This window comes from Peribacillus sp. B2I2, from assembly GCF_041261685.1.
In the GTDB taxonomy this organism is placed as follows: Bacteria; Bacillota; Bacilli; order Bacillales; family DSM-1321; genus Peribacillus.
Genome location: NZ_JBGCCB010000001.1, coordinates 3,175,892 through 3,194,740, shown reverse-complemented (window position 1 = coordinate 3,194,740; position 18,849 = coordinate 3,175,892). Strand labels below are relative to the sequence as shown.

Annotated in this window: 20 protein-coding genes, 1 pseudogene and 2 riboswitches; of the genes and pseudogenes, 17 read left to right on the top strand and 4 right to left on the bottom strand. The window is 40.7% G+C overall.

Annotated features, from left to right (window positions below):
* Positions 1 to 70: 70 nt before the first annotated feature.
* From ABIE66_RS15725 to ABIE66_RS15705, 5 genes are all read left to right on the top strand, one after another.
* Positions 71 to 778 (top strand): hypothetical protein, encoded by a 708-nt coding sequence (locus ABIE66_RS15725; protein ID WP_289325404.1) that lies wholly within the window; start codon positions 71 to 73, stop codon positions 776 to 778.
* Between the two features lie 179 nt (positions 779 to 957).
* Positions 958 to 1,128 carry a YozD family protein gene (locus tag ABIE66_RS15720; RefSeq protein WP_064505166.1) on the top strand — a complete coding sequence of 57 codons (171 nt, stop codon included), beginning with the start codon at positions 958 to 960 and terminating at the stop codon, positions 1,126 to 1,128.
* A gap of 241 nt (positions 1,129 to 1,369) precedes the next feature.
* Complete coding sequence (deoD, locus tag ABIE66_RS15715) at positions 1,370 to 2,074, top strand: purine-nucleoside phosphorylase (protein WP_207440173.1); 705 nt, start codon at positions 1,370 to 1,372, stop codon at positions 2,072 to 2,074.
* Between the two features lie 246 nt (positions 2,075 to 2,320).
* On the top strand, positions 2,321 to 3,805 hold the full coding sequence (locus ABIE66_RS15710) for a lmo1851 family serine protease (protein WP_370015395.1): 1,485 nt from the start codon (positions 2,321 to 2,323) through the stop codon (positions 3,803 to 3,805).
* Positions 3,806 to 3,915: 110 nt separating this feature from the next.
* A complete protein-coding gene (locus ABIE66_RS15705) occupies positions 3,916 to 4,803 on the top strand; it encodes an LCP family protein (protein WP_370015394.1) in 888 nt (295 codons plus the stop codon).
* 175 nt (positions 4,804 to 4,978) lie between these two features.
* On the opposite strand, the gene mtnA is transcribed toward ABIE66_RS15705, so the two are convergent.
* A complete protein-coding gene (gene mtnA / locus ABIE66_RS15700) occupies positions 4,979 to 6,025 on the bottom strand; it encodes an S-methyl-5-thioribose-1-phosphate isomerase (RefSeq protein ID WP_289334994.1) in 1,047 nt (348 codons plus the stop codon).
* Positions 6,026 to 6,039: 14 nt separating this feature from the next.
* Positions 6,040 to 7,242, bottom strand: coding sequence for an S-methyl-5-thioribose kinase (gene mtnK / locus ABIE66_RS15695; protein WP_370015393.1), 1,203 nt, complete (start codon positions 7,240 to 7,242; stop codon positions 6,040 to 6,042).
* 78 nt (positions 7,243 to 7,320) lie between these two features.
* A riboswitch (SAM riboswitch) is annotated at positions 7,321 to 7,474 on the bottom strand.
* A gap of 231 nt (positions 7,475 to 7,705) precedes the next feature.
* Here mtnK and ABIE66_RS15690 point away from each other — a divergent pair.
* Positions 7,706 to 7,954, top strand: coding sequence for a hypothetical protein (locus ABIE66_RS15690; RefSeq protein WP_370015391.1), 249 nt, complete (start codon positions 7,706 to 7,708; stop codon positions 7,952 to 7,954).
* Here ABIE66_RS15690 and ABIE66_RS15685 read toward each other — a convergent pair.
* The gene (locus ABIE66_RS15685) at positions 7,907 to 8,305 is read right to left on the bottom strand and encodes a nitrilase-related carbon-nitrogen hydrolase (RefSeq protein ID WP_370015390.1); all 399 of its coding nucleotides are present in this window, start codon (positions 8,303 to 8,305) and stop codon (positions 7,907 to 7,909) included. The genes ABIE66_RS15690 and ABIE66_RS15685 overlap by 48 nt on opposite strands.
* Positions 8,306 to 8,403: 98 nt before the next feature.
* On the opposite strand from ABIE66_RS15685, the gene ABIE66_RS15680 reads away from it, so the two are divergent.
* The 7 genes and pseudogenes from ABIE66_RS15680 to ABIE66_RS15650 all read left to right on the top strand — a co-directional run.
* A complete protein-coding gene (locus tag ABIE66_RS15680) occupies positions 8,404 to 9,576 on the top strand; it encodes a pyridoxal phosphate-dependent aminotransferase (RefSeq protein WP_370015389.1) in 1,173 nt (390 codons plus the stop codon).
* A gap of 124 nt (positions 9,577 to 9,700) precedes the next feature.
* A riboswitch (SAM riboswitch) is annotated at positions 9,701 to 9,853 on the top strand.
* Positions 9,854 to 9,959: 106 nt separating this feature from the next.
* The gene (gene mtnW, locus ABIE66_RS15675) at positions 9,960 to 11,192 is read left to right on the top strand and encodes a 2,3-diketo-5-methylthiopentyl-1-phosphate enolase (protein ID WP_370015388.1); all 1,233 of its coding nucleotides are present in this window, start codon (positions 9,960 to 9,962) and stop codon (positions 11,190 to 11,192) included.
* A gap of 6 nt (positions 11,193 to 11,198) precedes the next feature.
* Complete coding sequence (locus ABIE66_RS15670) at positions 11,199 to 11,858, top strand: 2-hydroxy-3-keto-5-methylthiopentenyl-1-phosphate phosphatase (RefSeq protein ID WP_370015387.1); 660 nt, start codon at positions 11,199 to 11,201, stop codon at positions 11,856 to 11,858.
* Positions 11,855 to 12,484, top strand: a complete 630-nt coding sequence (locus tag ABIE66_RS15665; protein WP_370015385.1) for a methylthioribulose 1-phosphate dehydratase — start codon at positions 11,855 to 11,857, stop codon at positions 12,482 to 12,484. Before ABIE66_RS15670 ends, ABIE66_RS15665 begins: the two co-directional genes overlap by 4 nt.
* A gap of 24 nt (positions 12,485 to 12,508) precedes the next feature.
* A complete protein-coding gene (locus ABIE66_RS15660) occupies positions 12,509 to 13,042 on the top strand; it encodes a cupin domain-containing protein (protein WP_289325394.1) in 534 nt (177 codons plus the stop codon).
* Positions 13,043 to 13,166: 124 nt separating this feature from the next.
* Positions 13,167 to 14,093, top strand: coding sequence for a CobW family GTP-binding protein (locus ABIE66_RS15655; RefSeq protein WP_370015384.1), 927 nt, complete (start codon positions 13,167 to 13,169; stop codon positions 14,091 to 14,093).
* A gap of 65 nt (positions 14,094 to 14,158) precedes the next feature.
* Positions 14,159 to 14,305: pseudogene (locus ABIE66_RS15650) on the top strand (DUF2188 domain-containing protein); the annotation flags it as partial.
* A 58-nt stretch (positions 14,306 to 14,363) separates the two neighbouring features.
* On the opposite strand, the gene ABIE66_RS15645 reads toward ABIE66_RS15650, so the two are convergent.
* Positions 14,364 to 14,606, bottom strand: coding sequence for a DNA alkylation repair protein (locus ABIE66_RS15645; protein WP_251428523.1), 243 nt, complete (start codon positions 14,604 to 14,606; stop codon positions 14,364 to 14,366).
* 75 nt (positions 14,607 to 14,681) lie between these two features.
* Here ABIE66_RS15645 and ABIE66_RS15640 point away from each other — a divergent pair, with 75 nt between their 5' ends.
* From ABIE66_RS15640 to ABIE66_RS15625, 4 genes are all read left to right on the top strand, one after another.
* Entirely contained in the window at positions 14,682 to 14,981 is a 300-nt protein-coding gene (locus ABIE66_RS15640) for a hypothetical protein (protein WP_289325392.1), read from the top strand.
* Positions 14,982 to 15,099: 118 nt separating this feature from the next.
* On the top strand, positions 15,100 to 16,062 hold the full coding sequence (locus tag ABIE66_RS15635; protein ID WP_370015383.1) for a YncE family protein: 963 nt from the start codon (positions 15,100 to 15,102) through the stop codon (positions 16,060 to 16,062).
* A gap of 5 nt (positions 16,063 to 16,067) precedes the next feature.
* On the top strand, positions 16,068 to 18,167 hold the full coding sequence (locus tag ABIE66_RS15630) for an ATP-binding response regulator (RefSeq protein WP_370015382.1): 2,100 nt from the start codon (positions 16,068 to 16,070) through the stop codon (positions 18,165 to 18,167).
* A gap of 19 nt (positions 18,168 to 18,186) precedes the next feature.
* Positions 18,187 to 18,624, top strand: coding sequence for a FixH family protein (locus ABIE66_RS15625; RefSeq protein WP_370015381.1), 438 nt, complete (start codon positions 18,187 to 18,189; stop codon positions 18,622 to 18,624).
* Positions 18,625 to 18,849: the final 225 nt, after the last annotated feature.

The following is an 18,849-nucleotide window of genomic DNA, read 5'->3' as shown; positions in this document are numbered from 1 at the left end:
AACCTCCATGTTTGTTTATGCATATAATTTACTAATCAAACGATAAGGACCATATTGGGGGATGTCTCTTATGGGCAAAAAAAAACAGCCGAAATTTAAATTAGGCGATACAGTCGTAATAACAATGTATGGGACAGTCGGGAATATAACCGATGTTAAATTTCTCGATGGTGCTTATGTGTATGAAGTGAACTATAGTGAAGGTCTTTATATTGAAAAAACATTGCAATCGATAAATGAATACGAAGGAGAAATCCTTTATCCAAAAGAACAAATCGACATTGAATATAAATATTTATTAGGTGACTTGGTCCAGGTGGATGGATATGAACAGGATTATTTCAAGATTATCGGCTATCGAACGGAAATTTGGCGCTATAAGGAAAATGCCTGGGAGGATGTAATCTATGAGTTATCAAGAATTTCGGATGGTGAATGGCTTGAAGCGCATGAAGAAGAACTGACTCTGATAGCCGATGCTAAACGTGCAGATGGGATCATTAAAAAGTTGGGCCTGCTCCTTCCTAAAAAGAATAATGAGCTTGCTATCATTGCTAAACAATACAACCCTGGTAAAGGTGAGCGAGAAATGACAATGACAAAAAATGAAAAAAAGGAAATGATTGATGGACTGTTGGATTTATATAATGATTATTGTAAGCTCTACGAACATTTTGGCGATGATGAATATCGTCATATCATGAAGATCGCCCTTGCTAAAATTGAAAAAGCTGCAGAGGAAATTTATCCAGATCATAAAAAGAAGCAAACGAAGTGAAAAGGTATCCCAAACTTTTAAAGGGCAATTTCCAAATTACCTAAAAAATCTACCATTCAAATTGGCCACCAATGGAACATGGTAAATATAGGCCCTTCATATGATTTTCCATTAAGGGATGCCTTACTGGCATATTTGTCTCTACACATTCATAGACCTTTAAATAAGGGGGCGATGATTTGCGAGAAATTGAGGTTTTTATTGATACAGAAGAGATAGCGGAATTCTTTTTTCAAGAATTGATAAGACGGGGCTATCTTCCAACAGAAGCTGAAGTTGAAGATCTTGCTGACATCACATTCGAATATCTTCTTGAAAAATGCATAATTGATGAAGAAGTCGATGAGTAACCAGTCATAAGACGGTTAGCAGCTTCCTTTCCCTTAATTTTAAAAACAATTAAAAAAAGACGGCGGGCCTCCGCCGTTTTGTTTGCGGTTCTGAGGAGGGGTGCCAAAAGTCTTTTCACGATTTCCAGTTTCCTTATCAGGTTGGTTATTGGATAAGGTTCAATTTTCCTAACTTGTGGTTGATATGGTATAGTAGTTTTTGTATATCATTCCAACCACAAGTTAAGGAGGAAATAGTTGTATGAGCGTACATATTGGTGCAAAAGAAAATGAAATTGCAGAAACGGTCTTACTACCTGGAGACCCATTGCGTGCAAAATATATTGCTGAAACATTTTTAGAGGATGCAAAACTTTACAATGAAGTTCGGAATATGTTTGGATACACAGGGACATATAAAGGGAAAAGAATTTCCGTCCAAGGCACAGGCATGGGTGTTCCATCCATTTCCATCTACGTAAATGAATTGATGAATAGCTATAATGTTCAGAAGCTGATTCGCGTTGGAACTGCAGGAGCCATCCAAAAAGACGTAAAGGTCAGGGATGTAATCCTTGCAATGAGTGCTTCCACCGACTCGCAAATGAACCGCATGACTTTCGGCGGGGTGGACTTTGCTCCAACCGCGGATTTCGAATTACTAAGAAAAGCTTATGATGCGGGCACGGCTAAGGGCTTGCAATTGAAGGTCGGGAATGTATTTACGGCCGATCAGTTTTATAACGATAATAGTGAATTGGAAAAATGGGCAAAATACCAAATCCTAGCAATAGAAATGGAATCAGCGGCCCTATATACGCTTGCTGCTAAATTTGGACGCCAAGCTTTATCAGTATTAACCATTTCCGATCACATTTTAACCGGTGAGGAAACGACGTCGGATGAGCGCCAGTCAACTTTTAACGAAATGGTTGAAGTGGCATTGGAAGCAGCTATCCAAGACTGATAATTGGATGTTAATGACAGGCGGGTGACCAGGAATAAATGATGCTGTATAATGAAGGGTGGGATACAGGCTCATTTATTCCTTGGTATCCGCATTTTTGTAATGTCTCGCCTTAAGGGGTACCCTAGATTTAACGTTTGCAGGGTTAAAAAAATACATATGATCAGTAAGTTGTTATTTTTGATAACTATTATTTTTCGATTGGCATGAAAACTGATAAAATAGAAAGAAACCGTTTATATCGTCATGAAGAATGAAAGTGGTGAGGCTTCAGTGGAAGAAGAAAATCAACAACAGCCAAAAGAGGCAGGGAAATTCATTAAAATAAAGAAGTTTACGTTCATAATGGGGATTTTCCTAGTCATATTTCTAACTGCAGGGATTACTACAATAGCCTTGACCTTTGGAAATGAAAAAGTAGAGTCAATAGCACCGGATAAACATTCGGAATTTGAAAAGCTGTATTCTACATACGATACGATAAAAGATAACTATTATGAAGAGATTGATCAAGACAAGCTGGTTGACGGGGCAATTAATGGAATGATCAAATCATTGGATGACCCCTACTCTGCCTATATGGATAAGAAGGAAGCATCGAGTTTCCATGAGAGCATCTCTTCATCTTTTGAAGGAATCGGTGCTGAGATTCAGGAACAGGATGGAAAAATCATGGTCGTCTCACCGATAAAAGGGTCCCCAGCCGAAAAAGCGGGTGTAAAACCGAATGACATCATTTTAAGTGTCGACGGTAAAAGCGTTGAAGGACTGAGCTCTTCTGAAGCTGTCCTGAAAATCAGGGGCGAAAAGGGAACGAAAGTGAATTTATCCATCTCAAGAGCTGGTGAATCGGAACCGATTGAACTCACCATTAAACGTGACACAATTCCGATTGAAACAGTGTATGCGGAAATGCTTGATGATGGAGTTGCAAAAATCCAAGTGACCAGTTTTTCCGAACATACAGTTCAAGAGCTGAAAACGGCGCTTGAAGAAATGTCGAAGAAGGATATGAAGGGTCTGGTATTGGATTTGCGTGGAAACCCAGGGGGACTGCTTGACCAAGCAATAGAAATGGCAAGCCTGTTCATACCTAATGGGGAAGTGGTCCTTCAAGTTGAGGAACGAAGCGGGAAAAAAGATGTCTATAAATCGAAGAATGATGGCGAGCTGAAGATCCCGGTAGTCGTGTTGATTGATGATGGAAGTGCCAGCGCTTCTGAAATTGTTGCAGCGGCTGTCAGTGAATCAGCAGATATTCCTTTGATTGGTGTCAAATCATTTGGCAAAGGGACCGTTCAGACTGCCCAAGACTTTGAAGATGGATCCAACTTCAAATACACGGCAGCTAAATGGTTGACGCCTGAAGGCAATTGGATTCATAAAAAAGGGATCAAGCCTGATATTAATGTGAAGCTCCCTGATTATGCCAACCTTCCGTACATTTCGCCTGATAAGGAATTGAAAGCATCGGATTCTTCAAGTGAAGTGAAAGCTGCTGAAGAGATGTTGAAGGAAGCAGGACATGATCCAGGGAAGATAGATGGATTCTTTGATGAAGCAACAAAAAATGCGGTAACAGCATTTCAAAGGGAACAAAAAATTAAAGAAACCGGCACTATAAAAGACGATACTACCGTTAAATTGATGCAGGTCATCCGGGAGAAAATCCTTAAAAACGACACTCAAGTTAAAAAAGCGGTAGAAGTATTAAAGAAAGAAATCAAATAAATGATCAAAAGCCTGCCAACGATAATCGTTGGCAGGCTTTTTTGTCGTTTAATGCATACAATTCCAATATTAGGCAGAAAATATGGGTAAATTTCCGATGAGGTGAGGTAATGAAAGAAAAGGTACTGTTCATATATTTTTTGATCTTGATTCTGGCAGGCTGCACCTATGCTCCTTTACCCAAACAAAATGGAAATGCAGGTACGGAAAAAAAACTAACCGAAGAAGAGAACGAGGAAAGCGTGAAAACATTTCTGTTTATTGGTGTTGATACCAGGGGAGAGGAAAAATCTCGATCAGATGCGATTATACTGGCAAAATACTTTCCTGAGCAGGAGAAACTGAAGCTGGCTTCAATCATGCGTGATAGTTATGTAAAAATCCCTGGGTATAAACCAGGATATAACAAAATAAATGCCGCTTATTATTATGGCGGAAGGGAACTGCTCAAGAAAACGATACAGGAAAACTTTGATGTCAAGGTCGATCATGTGGCAGTAATTGACTTTCAGGGATTTGTGAAGATGGTCGACTTGCTTGCCCCTGAAGGAGTAGCGGTGGATGTGGATCAAGAAATTATTGATGATATGAGCATTCAAGCAAGCATTGGCAAAAATGTTTTACATGGTGAGGAAATATTGAAATATGTCCGTTTTAGACATGATGATGAAAGTGATTTTGGAAGGGTTGAACGTCAACAAGAAGTAATGGTTCAATTAAAAACAGCGTTTATAAATCAAATCTCAACCTTCGAAGGGATGGCAGCGCTTCCTAGTATAATAGAACAAGGGCTCTCGTATTTGGATACAGATATTGGGATGAAAACGATAATGGAAATGGGTCCAAAAGCCGTCTTCCATACACCGGAAACCGTTGAAACCTTAAGGATTCCAGTGGAAGGAAGTTTTAGAGATGAAATATATCCCCAGTCTGGAGCCGTTTTGGAAATGGACTACACTAAAAATAAGAAAGCACTTCAGGAGTTCTTTTCAAAATAATAAGAATGTCTAATATCATTTGTTATCGAAAACACGGGATTTAATTAATGAATAGATTCGAATCACTTAGATTATTGCATAATAGACCTCGAAAGAATAATCATAATTGATCTTCATTAAAAAACGAGACGGATACGAAATCCTTCTCGTTTTTTTATCACCAATAAAACTTGGATCATTTAACGAAATCAGGAATGTTTTTGATGAAATCCGGTGTTATGATGCCGTTTTCTGTAATGATGCCTGTAATTAGATGATTCGGTGTAACATCAAAGGCTGGATTGAAAGTCTTCACGTTTTCCGGGGCAATCCTTACACCTTGAATGAAAGTGATTTCCGCTTCATGCCGTTCTTCGATCGGGATGGATGTGCCGGATTGGATAGAGAGGTCGAAGGTGCTTGATGGAGCCGCCACATAAAAAGGGATACCAAAGTGCTTGGCTAATATGGCTAATCCCAATGTCCCGATTTTATTGGCTGTATCTCCATTAGCCGCAATCCTGTCGGCCCCGACTATAATTCCATTTATTCGTTTCTGGTGAATCGTATGGGCGGCCATATTATCAGAAATTAAGGTGACGTCAACCCCCGCTTGCATCAATTCCCAAGCCGTCAAACGCGCCCCTTGCAGGACAGGCCTGGTTTCACAAGCGTACACTTTTAGCGGAAAGTCCCTTTCTTTAGCCAGGTGGAAGGGAGCCAGGGCTGTTCCATAACGGGCTGTGGCAATCCCTCCAGCGTTGCAATGCGTTAGGATGGAATCTCCTTTAGCGAATAAGGATAAACCATGTTCCCCGATTTTCCTGCACATTTCTTCATCTTCAGCAAAGATGGCTTGGGCCTCCGATACAAGTGCTTCCTTGGCAGTTGAAATGCTTTGCGCTGCTTTCAACGTATTCTCCATCCTCCTTAACGCCCAAAAAAGGTTGACTGCAGTTGGCCGTGAAGAAGCGAGTTTTTCAATATGCCTCGTTACATTTTTCTTGAATTCCCCTAATTCAGCGGTTGTTTCCTGTTTGGCACCAAGTGCAACACCAAATGCTGCCGTCAGTCCAATTGCTGGGGCACCACGAACTTTTAATGTCAATATGCTGTCATATACATCATCAACAGAATGAAGTTCAATAAATTCAGTTATGGAAGGAAGTGCTTGTTGATTTAATAATGTAATATGGGTATCATCCCATTGTACCGAATATGGTAAGGGTGCTAGTGTAGTCATGTGCAGGTCTCCTTTTATAGGGTTGAATAAGATGGCAGTGTACGTTGCTTCAACGCTTCAATGACAGCTGGAACATCCAATTCTTCCCGTTTTTTAATTAAAAATGCACCAATTTCCAATGTTGCCGTTTTGGCAGCGATCCTTGTATCTTTATTTTCAATGACGTTTAAATCGGCAACATGGGAAAGGCCAATGGTTCGCCGAATCAGTTCACAGCCGGCAAAACCGAATGCATCTTTTTTGAATTTTGTCAGTAAATAAGGCAGATAACCTTTCACATTGCGGAATGGGCTTTTATTTTGGCCTTCCCATAATTCGGTATAAGTTTCTTCAAAGGCATTCCAAAATTCATGAAGGTGTGAGAAAATCTCTTCCTTTCCAGCGCCATTTCGTGTAATTGCCTGAAAGAGAAGGTTGGCGGTGTATTGACCAAGGTCAAAACCAACGGGCCCATAAAAAGCGAATTCCGGATCAATAACCTTTGTTTCAGTTTCACTTGCAAAAATACTTCCAGTATGTAAATCTCCATGAAGCAAGGCTTCCTGCTCGGTTTCAAAGCTTTGTTTCAGCTTAGCGACCTCAAGTATCACTTCTTGATCATTCCAAATATTTTTGGCGGCTTCAGTCAATTCCAGCTCGAAATCTCCCGGGAGTTCCTCAAAAAATGGATCCGTGAAAATAAAGACCTCAGTGATTTTGCAGAGTTCCGGATTCGTGAAATGTCGGGCCACTTCCTTTTTCGCGGATGGTTCTAAATGATAATCTGATGTATAAAATGCCGTCTTCGCTACATATTCACCAATATGCTGTGAAAGCAATGGATATTGATCGCCATCGATCAAGCCTTTTCTAACGATTTTCAAGTGCGATAAATCTTCCATGACTGTAATGGCAAGCTGTTCATCCGAATAATAGACTTGCGGTACGAATTCGGGGCAATAGCTTCTGAAATGAATCAGTGCATTCGCTTCAATGGCTGCCCTTTTCAATGTCAGTGGCCAGCTTTCACCAAGTACCTTGGCATAAGGGACCGCTTGTTTGATTATTATTCCTTTGTTTGTGACTGTGTCTGTAATATGAAAAACATAATTTAAATTTCCATCGCCGATTTCTTTACAGTTTAAACTTGCATCCGCATTGACCAACCCAAGTTTTTTTGCAAGGGTTATAGCTGTTTCGTTTGTCAATCTCTTAAAATTTGAATGGTTTTGAGTCATTCTTTTTCCCTCCAGATTCAAAATAAGAATAAAAAAGCCTCTTTCATATAGAAAGAGGCAGAAGTTTTGGCTTCGGACCTCTTATCTTCCAGAAAATGAATTCTGGTGGAATTAGCACCGTGCTCTGTGGATTTTATAATCCGGCGGTGAATCCGCCCCATTTCACAATGGTATTACAGTCGGTTGCTGGGCTTCATAGGGCCTTTATCCCTCAGCCTGCTCTTGATAAGAGTATATGTTTTCTGAAATTTTAATCTTCGGGAAAATAATATCAACTTTTTAAATAGTTTGTCAATGGGGAAATTAATAATAATCCGGCCGACTATCTTCGAATACGGGTATTTTGTTCATGGCCAAAGCCCAGACTCGATCACTGGAGAGCCTTATTGATTAGCCGTGCCATCGAGAACCAATCATATGTTGTAGCCGTTAACCGTTCAGGTTCGGATGTCAATAATATTCCTTGATTATTGATCCATGGGGGAATATCATTGGTGAATCCGGAGAAGCAAACGAACTCTTGACAGGCACCTTGGACTTCAATAAAGTTACGGAAGCACGGAACTTCGGCGCCTTGAACGGTATGGGCTTGGGCTCGCTGCCATTCAGGAAAACGGATGTCATAACAAATGAATCCAGCACATATTTTTTCATCAAGAGTAAATTAACCATCTTTTTCACCTGGCTGCAGGAAATGATGTTCATCCATTAACTGAAATAAGTGAAGCTTATCATATTGTTTAATGAGATTTCCATGCTTATTGATGATGATCATGTTGTTATAGATGCCCTTGCTTGCTTTTTTGGCAACGGAACCCCCAATTATGTGAAACTGGTGTTTCTTTGCCTGATCTTTTAAACATTCAATCGTTTTTTCTGCTTCTTCATCAGCAATCTCATTTAACCTGGTCAAGTCGTATCCTGTTGACCAAAGCTCTGGTAAAATAACGATATCGGGTTTTGACATTGCTGCTTTTCCCAACCATTGTTCTGCAACCTGAAAATTGATATCTGGTTGCCCGAAGGCAATATCCATTTGAATGCAGGCAATCTTCCACTTCATCGTTTAAAACCCCACATGTAAAAAATGCTTTACAAGACTATGATAAACATATATCATTTGTGACTAGAATTTCAAGAAATTTCAGAGAAGGTGTATAAATGTTGCAATTCGAAAAATCCAGACAACTTCAAAAACTGCCCAAGCAATTTTTTGCCTCTCTAGTCGCAAAAGTCAATGCGATTACGGCGCAGGGTCATGATGTCATTAATTTAGGCCAGGGAAATCCTGATCAACCGACGCCTGAACATATCGTGAAAAGTTTGCAGGTTGCCGCTGAAAAAACCATTAATCATAAATATTCGCCGTTTCGGGGACATCAATATTTAAAAGATGCTGCTGCCGTCTTTTATGAACGTGAATATGGTGTCAAGCTGGATCCGAATAGTGAAGTGGCGATTCTCTTCGGGGGAAAGGCAGGTCTTGTCGAACTGCCGCAGTGTTTATTGAATCCAGGTGATACGATCCTTGTTCCAGACCCCGGCTATCCGGATTATCTTTCCGGTGTCGTTTTAGCACAGGCAAAGACCGAACTGATGCCCTTGACAGAAGAAAATGATTTTCTTCCGAAATACAATGACATACATAAAGAAGTGCTAGATAAAGCCAAAATGATGTTTTTGAACTATCCGAATAATCCCACAGGTGCTTCTGCAACTGAAAGTTTCTTTGATGAAACCGTCTCCTTTGCAAAAGAGCATTCGATTTGCGTGGTCCACGATTTCGCTTATGGGGCGATAGGATTCGACGGAAAAAAACCGATAAGCTTTCTCCAGGCAGAAGGAGCGAAGGATGTAGGGATAGAAATTTACACACTATCGAAAACATTCAATATGGCAGGGTGGAGAGTCGGTTTTGCAGTGGGGAATAAAAGTGTCATAGAAGCTCTTGAACTATTGCAAGACCATCTTTATGTTAGTCTCTTTCCAGCGATACAGGAAGCAGCGGCAAGCGCGTTACTGGACTCGCAGAGCTGTGTAGAGGAGTTAGTGAAGATGTATGAGGGACGCAGGAATGTTTTCATTGAGGGATTGAGGGCAATCGGCTGGGATGTCAAAGCTCCTAAAGCATCATTCTTTGCCTGGCTCAAGGTACCAAAAGGTTTTACGTCCGAGAGTTTTGCAGACTATCTATTAACGCATGCCCACGTAGCTGTTGCCGCAGGGAATGGATTCGGTGAATTTGGCGAAGGTTACGTCAGGGTAGGGCTTCTGACTTCGGAAGAACGGCTTGAAGAGGCTGTGGAACGGATACGTACATTAAAATTATTTTAACGGAGGATTCAATTTATCCACGGTTAAATAGACAAAAACTTATTGACAAAGTATGGATTACGTGTCAGAATACAAAATAAATTCTTAATCTTTCGATACTTGAATGTAACTATATATCAGCGTTTTCTTATTTTGAGCAGGTGGAGGGACTAGCCCTATGAAGCCCAGCAACCGACCGTAATTCCATTGTAAAATGGGGCGGAATTCTTCGCCGGATTTTCTTGAAATCCACAAGGCACGGTGCTAATTCTTGCAGCCAATGGCTGGGAGATAAGAAGATGGCTTTTTAAAGCCTCTTCTTTATGAAGGGGCTTTTGCCATTTTGAGACCATTTCAGGTTAATGACTTCGAGAGTTTAACTAACGTGATATAGGAGTGATCAAATGAGCGAGATAGTCGCTACTTATTTAATTCATGACTTTAATGGAAATCATGAGAAAAAAGCAGAAAGCATTGCCTTAGGATTGACTGTGGGAACATGGACGGACCTGCCCCATTTGGTCCAGAAGCAACTGGAAAAACATAAGGGTCGTGTCGTATCGGTGACACCACTATCTGAAGAAGAGAGGGCAAACAGATATTTAAATCGTAAAGTGTACCGTTCACTAATTAAGATTGCCTATCCGGCAGGGAATTTCTCCAATGATTTACCTGCTATCCTCACGACGGTCTTCGGCAAACTTTCATTGGACGGAGAAATAAAACTTATCGACTTGGATTTTGTCGGTGAGATTCAAAAAGCTTTCCCAGGGCCGCAATTTGGCATTGCAGGCATAAGGGAAAAGATTGACGTATATAACCGGCCCCTGGTGATGAGCATCTTTAAAGGTGTATTAGGAAGGGACCTAGCCTTCCATAATGAGCAACTGAAGCGACAAGCATTAGGAGGTGTCGACCTAGTTAAAGATGATGAGATTCTCTTCGACCAGGAACAGACTCCATTTTTCGATAGAATAAAAACTGGAAAACGAATATTGAATGAAGTCTATGAGACCACTGGCCACCGAACTTTATACGCTGTCAATCTATCAGGGAAAACATTTGAATTATTGGATAAGGCAGAGCAAGCTGCTGAAGCAGGGGCGGATGCTTTATTGTTCAACGTTCATACATATGGTTTGGATGTATTACAGGCCTTGAGTGAGCATGATCGAATCAGGCTACCGATCATGGCGCACCCCGCTTTTAGCGGGGCATTGGCATCTTCATCATTTTATGGGATCGGCTATCCATTATTACTTGGTAAATTAGTAAGGTTATCAGGTGCGGATTTATCCTTATTCCCATCCCCTTATGGAAATGTCGCCCTTGAAAAAAAGGAGACATTGGCGATTGCTGAAGCCCTTACAAAAGATGAACCTTCGTGGAAAAAAGCCTTCCCTGTTCCTTCTGCAGGCATTCATCCGGGCATGGTTCCGGACCTAATCAAGGATTTTGGGCTGGATAGTGTGATTAATGCCGGAGGTGGAATTCACGGACACCCTGACGGGGCAGAGGGTGGGGCCAAGGCTTTCCGTTCTGCTGTCGAAGCCGTTCTTGCAGGAAAGGACCTATCTGAAGCGGCGGCTGAGGAAGAAACGCTAAAAAAAGCTCTTGTTTTATGGGGAGGCATGTAAGGAAAAATGAAACCGATCATCTTTTGTGATTTCGACGGAACGATCACCAACACAGATAATATCATTTCCATCATGAAAAAATTTGCGCCTCCGGAATGGGAAGAGTTGAAAGACGGTGTCCTTCAGCAAAAAATCAGTATATCTTCTGGCGTTGGGGATATGTTTTCGCTACTTGATAGTGGCTTGAAGGATGACATCATTCAATATGTATGTGAGTCGGCCGGCATTCGTCCAGGGTTTTATGAATTCGTTGAGTATACGAAACAAGCCAACATCCCTTTATATATTGTAAGCGGAGGCATGGATTTTTTCATTGCACCCCTTTTAAATGATATCTTGCCAACAAAGTCCGTTTATTGCAACCATGCATTTTTTGATAAGGAAAAAATTTATATTGAGTGGCCCCATGCCTGTGATGACCAATGTAAAAATGATTGTGGTTGCTGTAAGCCATCCATTATGAGGGAGATTGCGGGTGCGGATGATTTTAAACTCGTTATTGGAGATTCAGTAACGGATTTTGAAGCGGCAAAACAGGCCGATTTTGTCATAGCCCGTGACATATTGCTTGAAAAATGCGATAGGGAAGGAATTCCACATCAAGGATTTGAAACATTTTTTGATGTAATTGACATTTTAAAACAGCAGGAGGTGGTTAAAGCGTGAACACTCATTCTAAAGAATGGCGGGAGTTGGCAGATATTAAGGCTGAATTGGCCGAAAGAGATTGGTTTATGGGAACTAGCGGGAATTTGTCCATCCGTAAGCCCGAAAGTCCTTTCTTTTATATTACGGCAAGCGGTAAGGATAAAAGGAAGCAATCGGATTCGGACTTTTTACTGGTTGATTTAAAAGGAAAACCAGTTGAAGAAACGGAGTTAAGACCATCGGCCGAAACATTGCTTCATACCGTTATTTACGGGAAAACCAATGCGAACTGTGTACTCCATGTCCATACAGTTGAAAATAATGTGATATCCGAATTGTACGGAGATGAAGGTCATGTTACTTTTCGTAATCATGAAATCATTAAAGCGACCGGACGGTGGGTTGAAGATTCAGAGCTAAGGATTCCTATCGTCTATAATCACGCTGACATTCCGCTGTTATCCGATAAGTTCGAACCACATGTCGAAGAAGACTCTGGCGCTGTGCTGATCCGCAATCACGGTATTACGGTTTGGGGTAAAAGCGGATTCGAAGCTAAAAGAATACTTGAAGCTTGCGAATTTTTATTTCAATATCAACTATTGCTTAATCAACAAAAGGCATTTGCAGGTTCCATAAGATAAAAATCTATAGAGGAGGAATGAATGATGGCGACGATCAGATTCCATGAAACAAACGAAGTTATTGAAAATGGGGAAAAGGTAAAAGGTTTTTTAGAAACACAAGGGGTTATCTATGAGCAATGGGACATTTCGAAATTACCGGCCCATCTTGTGGAAAAATACGATCTGACAGATGCTGACAAGGAGGAAATCCTTTTAACATTCAAATCGGAGATAGCGGAAATTTCCGAGAGAAGAGGCTATAAAGCGCACGATATCATTACATTATCCGATGCAAATCCAAACTTGGATCAAATGCTTGAAAACTTTAAGCAGGAACACCACCATGAAGATGATGAAGTGCGTTTCATAGCAGGCGGAACGAGTATTTTTGCCATTGAAGGCGGCGATAAACAGTGGTTTGATGTACGGCTTAATCCAGGAGATCTAATTAGTGTACCAGAATCCACACGGCATTATTTCACGCTGGCAGAAGATAGAAAAACGGTCGCTGTCCGTATTTTCGTTACAGCGGCAGGATGGGTGCCGATTTACGAAAAGGACGAAGTTCAAGCATGAATCATTGTTGAAAAACCAGCTTATAGGCTGGTTTTTTTATGTGGTTCAGGCAAGTGCTTTAGGAAGACAAGTATGATAAAATTTAACGGAATCGAATTTAACCGGATCATAGGAGCAGATACGAATGAAAACAACCGAAGTGTACATATTGGGCGGCTTTCTCGGCAGCGGGAAAACGACTCTTCTTCGAAATATCTTAAAACAGGAAAGTGAAGCGGGTAGAAAAGTGGCCGTGCTTCTAAATGAACTCGGCAGTGTATCGGTGGACAGTGGCCTGATCGGTGATGAAGTGCCACTGAAAGAGTTGTTTGACGGGTGCATCTGTTGCACAATTCAGGATAAGCTAGAGGTTCAGCTTCATGAATTGCTAACTGAAAACGACCTGGATGCCGTTTATATTGAAACGACAGGAGCAGCGCATCCAGTTGAAGTATTGGATGGCATCATGTCACCGCTTTTCGCCAAAAGGCTGGAGTATAAAGGGATTATAACGGTCGTCGATTTATTAAGGTGGCGCGACCGGGAGGAACTGTCTCCGCAGCTTCGACAGTTGCTTGCTGAGCAAATCCACCATGCGGATTTCATATTATTGAATAAAGCTGATCTAGTTAGTGAGATGGAGGCCGCACAGCTGATTTATTCAATACAGGCGCTGAACACGGATGCTGTATGTTTATTGACGGAGTATGCAGCCATTTCCTTGATATCGTTGCAAAGGATGCAAAGAAAAGGGCGTAATGGCCATCAAAAGCTTGATGTACGCGATCATTTGCATTTAACTGCAGTCGTCCATACATTTGAAGGGGCCGTTGCACAAACTGACTTTGAAGATTGGCTTAGGGCCCTTCCGGAAACGGTCTATCGAATGAAAGGATACATTTCCTTTACACATTCACAATTCCCACATTTATTCCAATACTCTTATGGAATGCCGATGTACATGAATGAAATGATGAAAATGCCATTGAATATCGTCATTATCGGTGAAAAGCTGGATAGGGAAATGATGATCGGTCAGTTGAAGGCTTTGGAAGCGAAAGCGGCTCAATAAACGTTTATCGCCCACTAAAGAAGGGAAACATAATAGGAAACTTTCTGATCAAGGGGGCGGTATTAGTGCCATGGAACAATAACGATTATCCGAATTCGATGAAGAATCTAGATAAAGATGTCAGGGAAAAGGCCATTGAAATCGCAAATGCATTATTGGATGAAGGATATGAGGATGGAAAAGCCATTCCAATTGCCATAGACCGGGCTAAAATGTCGGTGGGAAAAGATTGAAAAAATGGTCAGACCCATTTACCGGGTCTGACCATTTTTATTGTTGCAATCCAAAGGCGGCAAATGTCTTTTCGTCTTCAATTAATCCGCAAGCAGCACATTGGACCCGAACTTCAGGACCATTATATGCTAGATGGAATGGTTGAAGGGAATCGTTCGAATATTGTTCAACAATCTCACCGGATTGCGGATCCTTTTTAACTGGGGTTGATACTTGCTGAATGAGATTGAAGCGAGATTTATTTGTCCGGCAATTCGGACAGCGGTATACTTGAGACAATGTACTCACTCCTTTTTTGAATTTTTTAAGCGATATCGTATTATTCAAGTAGTCTTTACAAACTTGATCATTAATATGTATAAATTAGTAATGGATGGAAGGGATTATATGAAAGAAAATGTCAGGCAAGAAGCACTACTGGAGGCTTATTTAAGTATATGGAATAATCGTAAGGTGACGGATGGAGGTGGAAGGGAAGTGTTATCGGAACTCATCCGCCGTGAGCTTTTGGATGAAAATGCACATCCACGTGCCCGGAAACCGGTACTAGAGAAGTTTTACCTCTGTATTAAACGCGTGATGGAATCTTCGCTTTCAGAAGAAAAGAAAAACGCGATTGCCATGGCCTATGTGAATGAATTGGAAAGATTATGATTCCGCTTGTGACACGGATGCTTGTTAAGCAAATATTCTTTTCCGCTTCATACTTTTTTCACAAATCATTGTTAAAATTTTAAAAAAATAGATATTTAATGAATAAGGAGCTTAAAATATGAAGTGGGGCATTGGGCTTTTTCTTGCCATCGTACTGCTTACTGGGTGTAATGGCGGTAATACATTTACTAAAATAAACAGAAGTGAAGCTTTTTTGGCGACAGTCAATATCAAGGATACCTCCCTGACTTTCATAGATGAAAACTATCATACTTTTGCCAAGTGGGATATTTCAGAACCATTTACCGGAGCCCTGCTTCTGGCCGACAAAGATACTATCTTGCTTTATGGAAAAGAGATGGAGAAAGTCCAAGTGTTCTCTTTATCGGCAGGAAAACTGATAAACAGTTGGGAAATTGGGAAAGGGATCGTCAATATGCAGCTGTTACAGGATGGAAAAAGCATCGTGGCAGTCAATCAATCGAATCACTCCATTTCCTTTTTAAATGATGAAGGGGAGGAGCAGGATATAGTCAAAGTTGGTAAAAGCCCCTTGACCGTTCTTCAAGGTGAGCAAGTGAATCGTTTGTATGTAATTAATTTTGGTGATACCAAATGTTCAGTGATAAATCTTGAAACGAAAAAGGTCGATTTCGAATTTCCCATACATAGTTCCAGCACAGGCACATTATTAAGGGAGGAAAAGGATGAAATATGGATCGGGGGACACGGGGATGGGGACCAAGTGGAAGAAGATCTATATATTTATTCGGCAAAAACGGGAGAGTTGAAGAAAAAGTTGAAGGCTCCCACCATGCCGATAAAGTTCCTGGAAAATACTGAAGGCATTTTTGTCCTTAGTCATGGCACCAGCTCCTTATATAAATTGAATGATCAATATGAGGAAGTGAAAAGCAAAGTGGTCGGCGTCAACCCTTTTGAAATGGTGAACTTTAACGAAGATGTGGTCGTAGCGGGATATGATAGTGATGAATTGTATGTAATGGATGCTGAAACGGTCGATGTTAAAAAAACGGTCAAAGTCGGCGAGGGTCCATTCCAATTGATGTTGAGGGAGTAGTTGACATGCATGTTTACACCATATTAGTCGTGGATGATGAAGAGGATATGCGGAATCTAATTGAAATGTATTTGCTGAATTCAGGTTATCAATGCCTTCAAGCTGCGAATGGAAAAGAAGCCATTAGTATGGTTGAAACACAGGAAGTAGATTTAATCCTATTGGATATCATGATGCCAGGTATGGATGGTTTCTCCGTTTGTGAAAAAATCCGTGAAAATTGGGAGATTCCTGTGATATTTGTCAGTGCGAAAGGTGAAGAATGGGATAAGGTGAAAGGGCTGAAGCTCGGCGGGGACGATTATATCGTCAAACCGTTCAATCCTGGAGAATTGGTCGCAAGGGTCGAAGCGGTATTGCGAAGGACAGGAAAACTGTCATTGAATGAAGAGAATCAAAACCATGTCCGATTCGGTAACATTAGCTTAAACTTACAATCCAGAACCGTTTTGGTGGAAGGGAAGCCGATCAATTTAACTTTGAAAGAATTCGAATTGCTTTTATTCCTCATGCGACATAAAAGTCAGGCTCTCAGTCGTGAACAACTGCTTGAAAATGTATGGAGCGGGGAATATGGAGGATCTTTACGTACCGTGGATACCCATATCAAAACGTTACGAATGAAATTAAGCGCGGCCGATTACATTCAAACCGTCTGGGGAATCGGTTATAAGATAGAGGAAAAAGAAATGATTAATAAATGGAGATCCCTCTCTTTTAAATTATGGCTCACCATCATCACTGCCATCATCTTGTCCGTGCTTTTCGCTTATTCCCTTTCTCAATATTATTATAAAAATCTATATGTGGAGAAGCTTAAAACAGATTTAGTTAATGAAGCGTCATTGCTTGGAGCGGATTATTCCGGTGGTGAAATCAGCGAAGAATATAAGCAAAGAGTTGAATGGTTCAACAGTAAGAATGACAGCGAGGTCTTTGTCGTCAACAATCCCAGGGAATTGAGTGCTTGTCTGCCTTTTGAAATAAACTATGACACACTTATTTCTGAAGAAGAAAGGCAAATGCTTTTAGCCGGAAAAGCCGTTGAAAAAGAGGGGTATGAGAAAAGGTTTGAAAAAAATATCGTGGCGGCCATCATACCCCTGATTGATGAAGATCGCCTAGAAGGTATCATCTATACATATATTCCAGTAGATTCAATTACTGTCTTGCTTAAGGAATTTGCAGCAAAATGGATGGCAGCGATTCTTTTATTCTTGATTGTCGCGATTTTTTTTACTACGAAATGGTTGAAAAAGCTGGTCAGTCCGATTAAGGAAATCGAGACAGCTGCCCATCGTGTCTCAGAGGGGTATTATGACATACAGGTTCCGGTAAGGAGTCATGATGAAATAGGCAAATTGGCAATAGCCTTTAATGATATGGCCAATTCAATCCATTTGGAAGAGGAAAGAAAAAAAGAGTTTCTTGAAAATGTGGCACATGAGCTCAGGACCCCGCTTAGTTACGTAAAGGGGTACACACAGGCCATTTTGGATGGTGTTGTGAAAAATGATGAAGAGGAACGGAAATACCTTCAACTCATTTCAAGGGAAGCTCTTAGGCTGCAGCGCCTTGTAGGAGATTTGATGGACTTATCAAAAATGGATAGTGATCCATTCATGTTATATAAAACTCCGATTGCCTATGCGCAATTCATTGAAGAAGTGCTTGTTAAATATGAACCGATAATAAAAGAAAAGCAATTGGACTTGCAGATCGAGCTGGATCCAGATCCGATTATTATTGGGGATGAAGGCAGGATGGAACAGATCCTGCATAACATTCTTGACAATGCCATTCAGTACACGGATTCTGGAGGATCAATCGATATTAGCCTAATTCAGCATAAAGAAAATTGCGAACTGCTGGTTACTGATACGGGTAACGGGATTCCTGAAGCGGATCTGCCATATGTAATGAATCGTTTTTACCGGGTGAACAAAGCACGCAGTCGTTTTGATGGAGGGTCAGGGCTCGGACTGTCGATCGTCAAAAAATTGGTGGAATTGCAAAATGGCAAAATCGAAATAGAAAGCAAGGAAAAAAGGGGAACAAAAGTCAGGGTCGTCCTACCGATAATAAAAGAAGAATGGAATTCATAAAAAGGGGATACGTTCAAAAATGAAAAAAATCATGTTATTTTGCATGGCGTTAATTTTATTGGCTGGATGTGGCAAGGAAGAGGAAATACCGAAAATGTTAAATGTCGATTTAGCTGTCGATCCAATTCAGGGCAAAGTGAACGAGTCTGTGAAGTTTCAGGCAAAAGTGACCTACGGGGACGAAGAAGTGACAGATGCGGATGATGTCAGTTTTGAAATTTGGCTTGCAAATAGCGATGACCATGACAAGATCTCTGTAAAACATAAAGGAAACGGCATTTATGAAATGGAAAAGAATTTTGAAGAAGAAGGAACCTATTATGTATATGCCCATGTAACGGCAAGGGATATGCACAACATGCCAAAGAAGGAATTCGTCATAGGCAAACCAAGCCCTCCTGAACAAAATGGTGATAAAAAGGAAATGGACGAGATGAATGATGGAGAAATGAAATGATGAATGAACCATCAAAACCAAAACAATTCGGGTTTAAATCCGGATTGTTTTTTTATTTGGAAAAATGTTCAAGGCAACAGAGGTTAATGAATAAGGACAAAGGACGAAATGTCGAAGTCAATTCGAAAAATTTGTAACATAAAAGTAAAGAAAGTCACAATAATTAGGTTTGAAACGATATGTCAACTAAAAGTTATTAGTATTCAATGGAAATGGTTCTATGTA

Bases quoted from the DNA above. Each gene is read 5' to 3' on its own strand.
- ABIE66_RS15725 (WP_289325404.1), top strand. From the start codon at position 71: ATGGGCAAAAAAAAACAGCCGAAATTTAAATTAGGCGATACAGTCGTA.
- deoD (WP_207440173.1), top strand. From the start codon at position 1,370: ATGAGCGTACATATTGGTGCAAAAGAAAATGAAATTGCAGAAACGGTC.
- ABIE66_RS15710 (WP_370015395.1), top strand. From the start codon at position 2,321: ATGAAGAATGAAAGTGGTGAGGCTTCAGTGGAAGAAGAAAATCAACAA.
- ABIE66_RS15705 (WP_370015394.1), top strand. From the start codon at position 3,916: ATGAAAGAAAAGGTACTGTTCATATATTTTTTGATCTTGATTCTGGCA.
- mtnA (WP_289334994.1), bottom strand. From the start codon at position 6,025: ATGACTACACTAGCACCCTTACCATATTCGGTACAATGGGATGATACC.
- mtnK (WP_370015393.1), bottom strand. From the start codon at position 7,242: ATGACTCAAAACCATTCAAATTTTAAGAGATTGACAAACGAAACAGCT.
- ABIE66_RS15685 (WP_370015390.1), bottom strand. From the start codon at position 8,305: ATGAAGTGGAAGATTGCCTGCATTCAAATGGATATTGCCTTCGGGCAA.
- ABIE66_RS15680 (WP_370015389.1), top strand. From the start codon at position 8,404: ATGTTGCAATTCGAAAAATCCAGACAACTTCAAAAACTGCCCAAGCAA.
- mtnW (WP_370015388.1), top strand. From the start codon at position 9,960: ATGAGCGAGATAGTCGCTACTTATTTAATTCATGACTTTAATGGAAAT.
- ABIE66_RS15670 (WP_370015387.1), top strand. From the start codon at position 11,199: ATGAAACCGATCATCTTTTGTGATTTCGACGGAACGATCACCAACACA.
- ABIE66_RS15660 (WP_289325394.1), top strand. From the start codon at position 12,509: ATGGCGACGATCAGATTCCATGAAACAAACGAAGTTATTGAAAATGGG.
- ABIE66_RS15655 (WP_370015384.1), top strand. From the start codon at position 13,167: ATGAAAACAACCGAAGTGTACATATTGGGCGGCTTTCTCGGCAGCGGG.
- ABIE66_RS15640 (WP_289325392.1), top strand. From the start codon at position 14,682: ATGTATAAATTAGTAATGGATGGAAGGGATTATATGAAAGAAAATGTC.
- ABIE66_RS15635 (WP_370015383.1), top strand. From the start codon at position 15,100: ATGAAGTGGGGCATTGGGCTTTTTCTTGCCATCGTACTGCTTACTGGG.
- ABIE66_RS15630 (WP_370015382.1), top strand. From the start codon at position 16,068: ATGCATGTTTACACCATATTAGTCGTGGATGATGAAGAGGATATGCGG.
- ABIE66_RS15625 (WP_370015381.1), top strand. From the start codon at position 18,187: ATGAAAAAAATCATGTTATTTTGCATGGCGTTAATTTTATTGGCTGGA.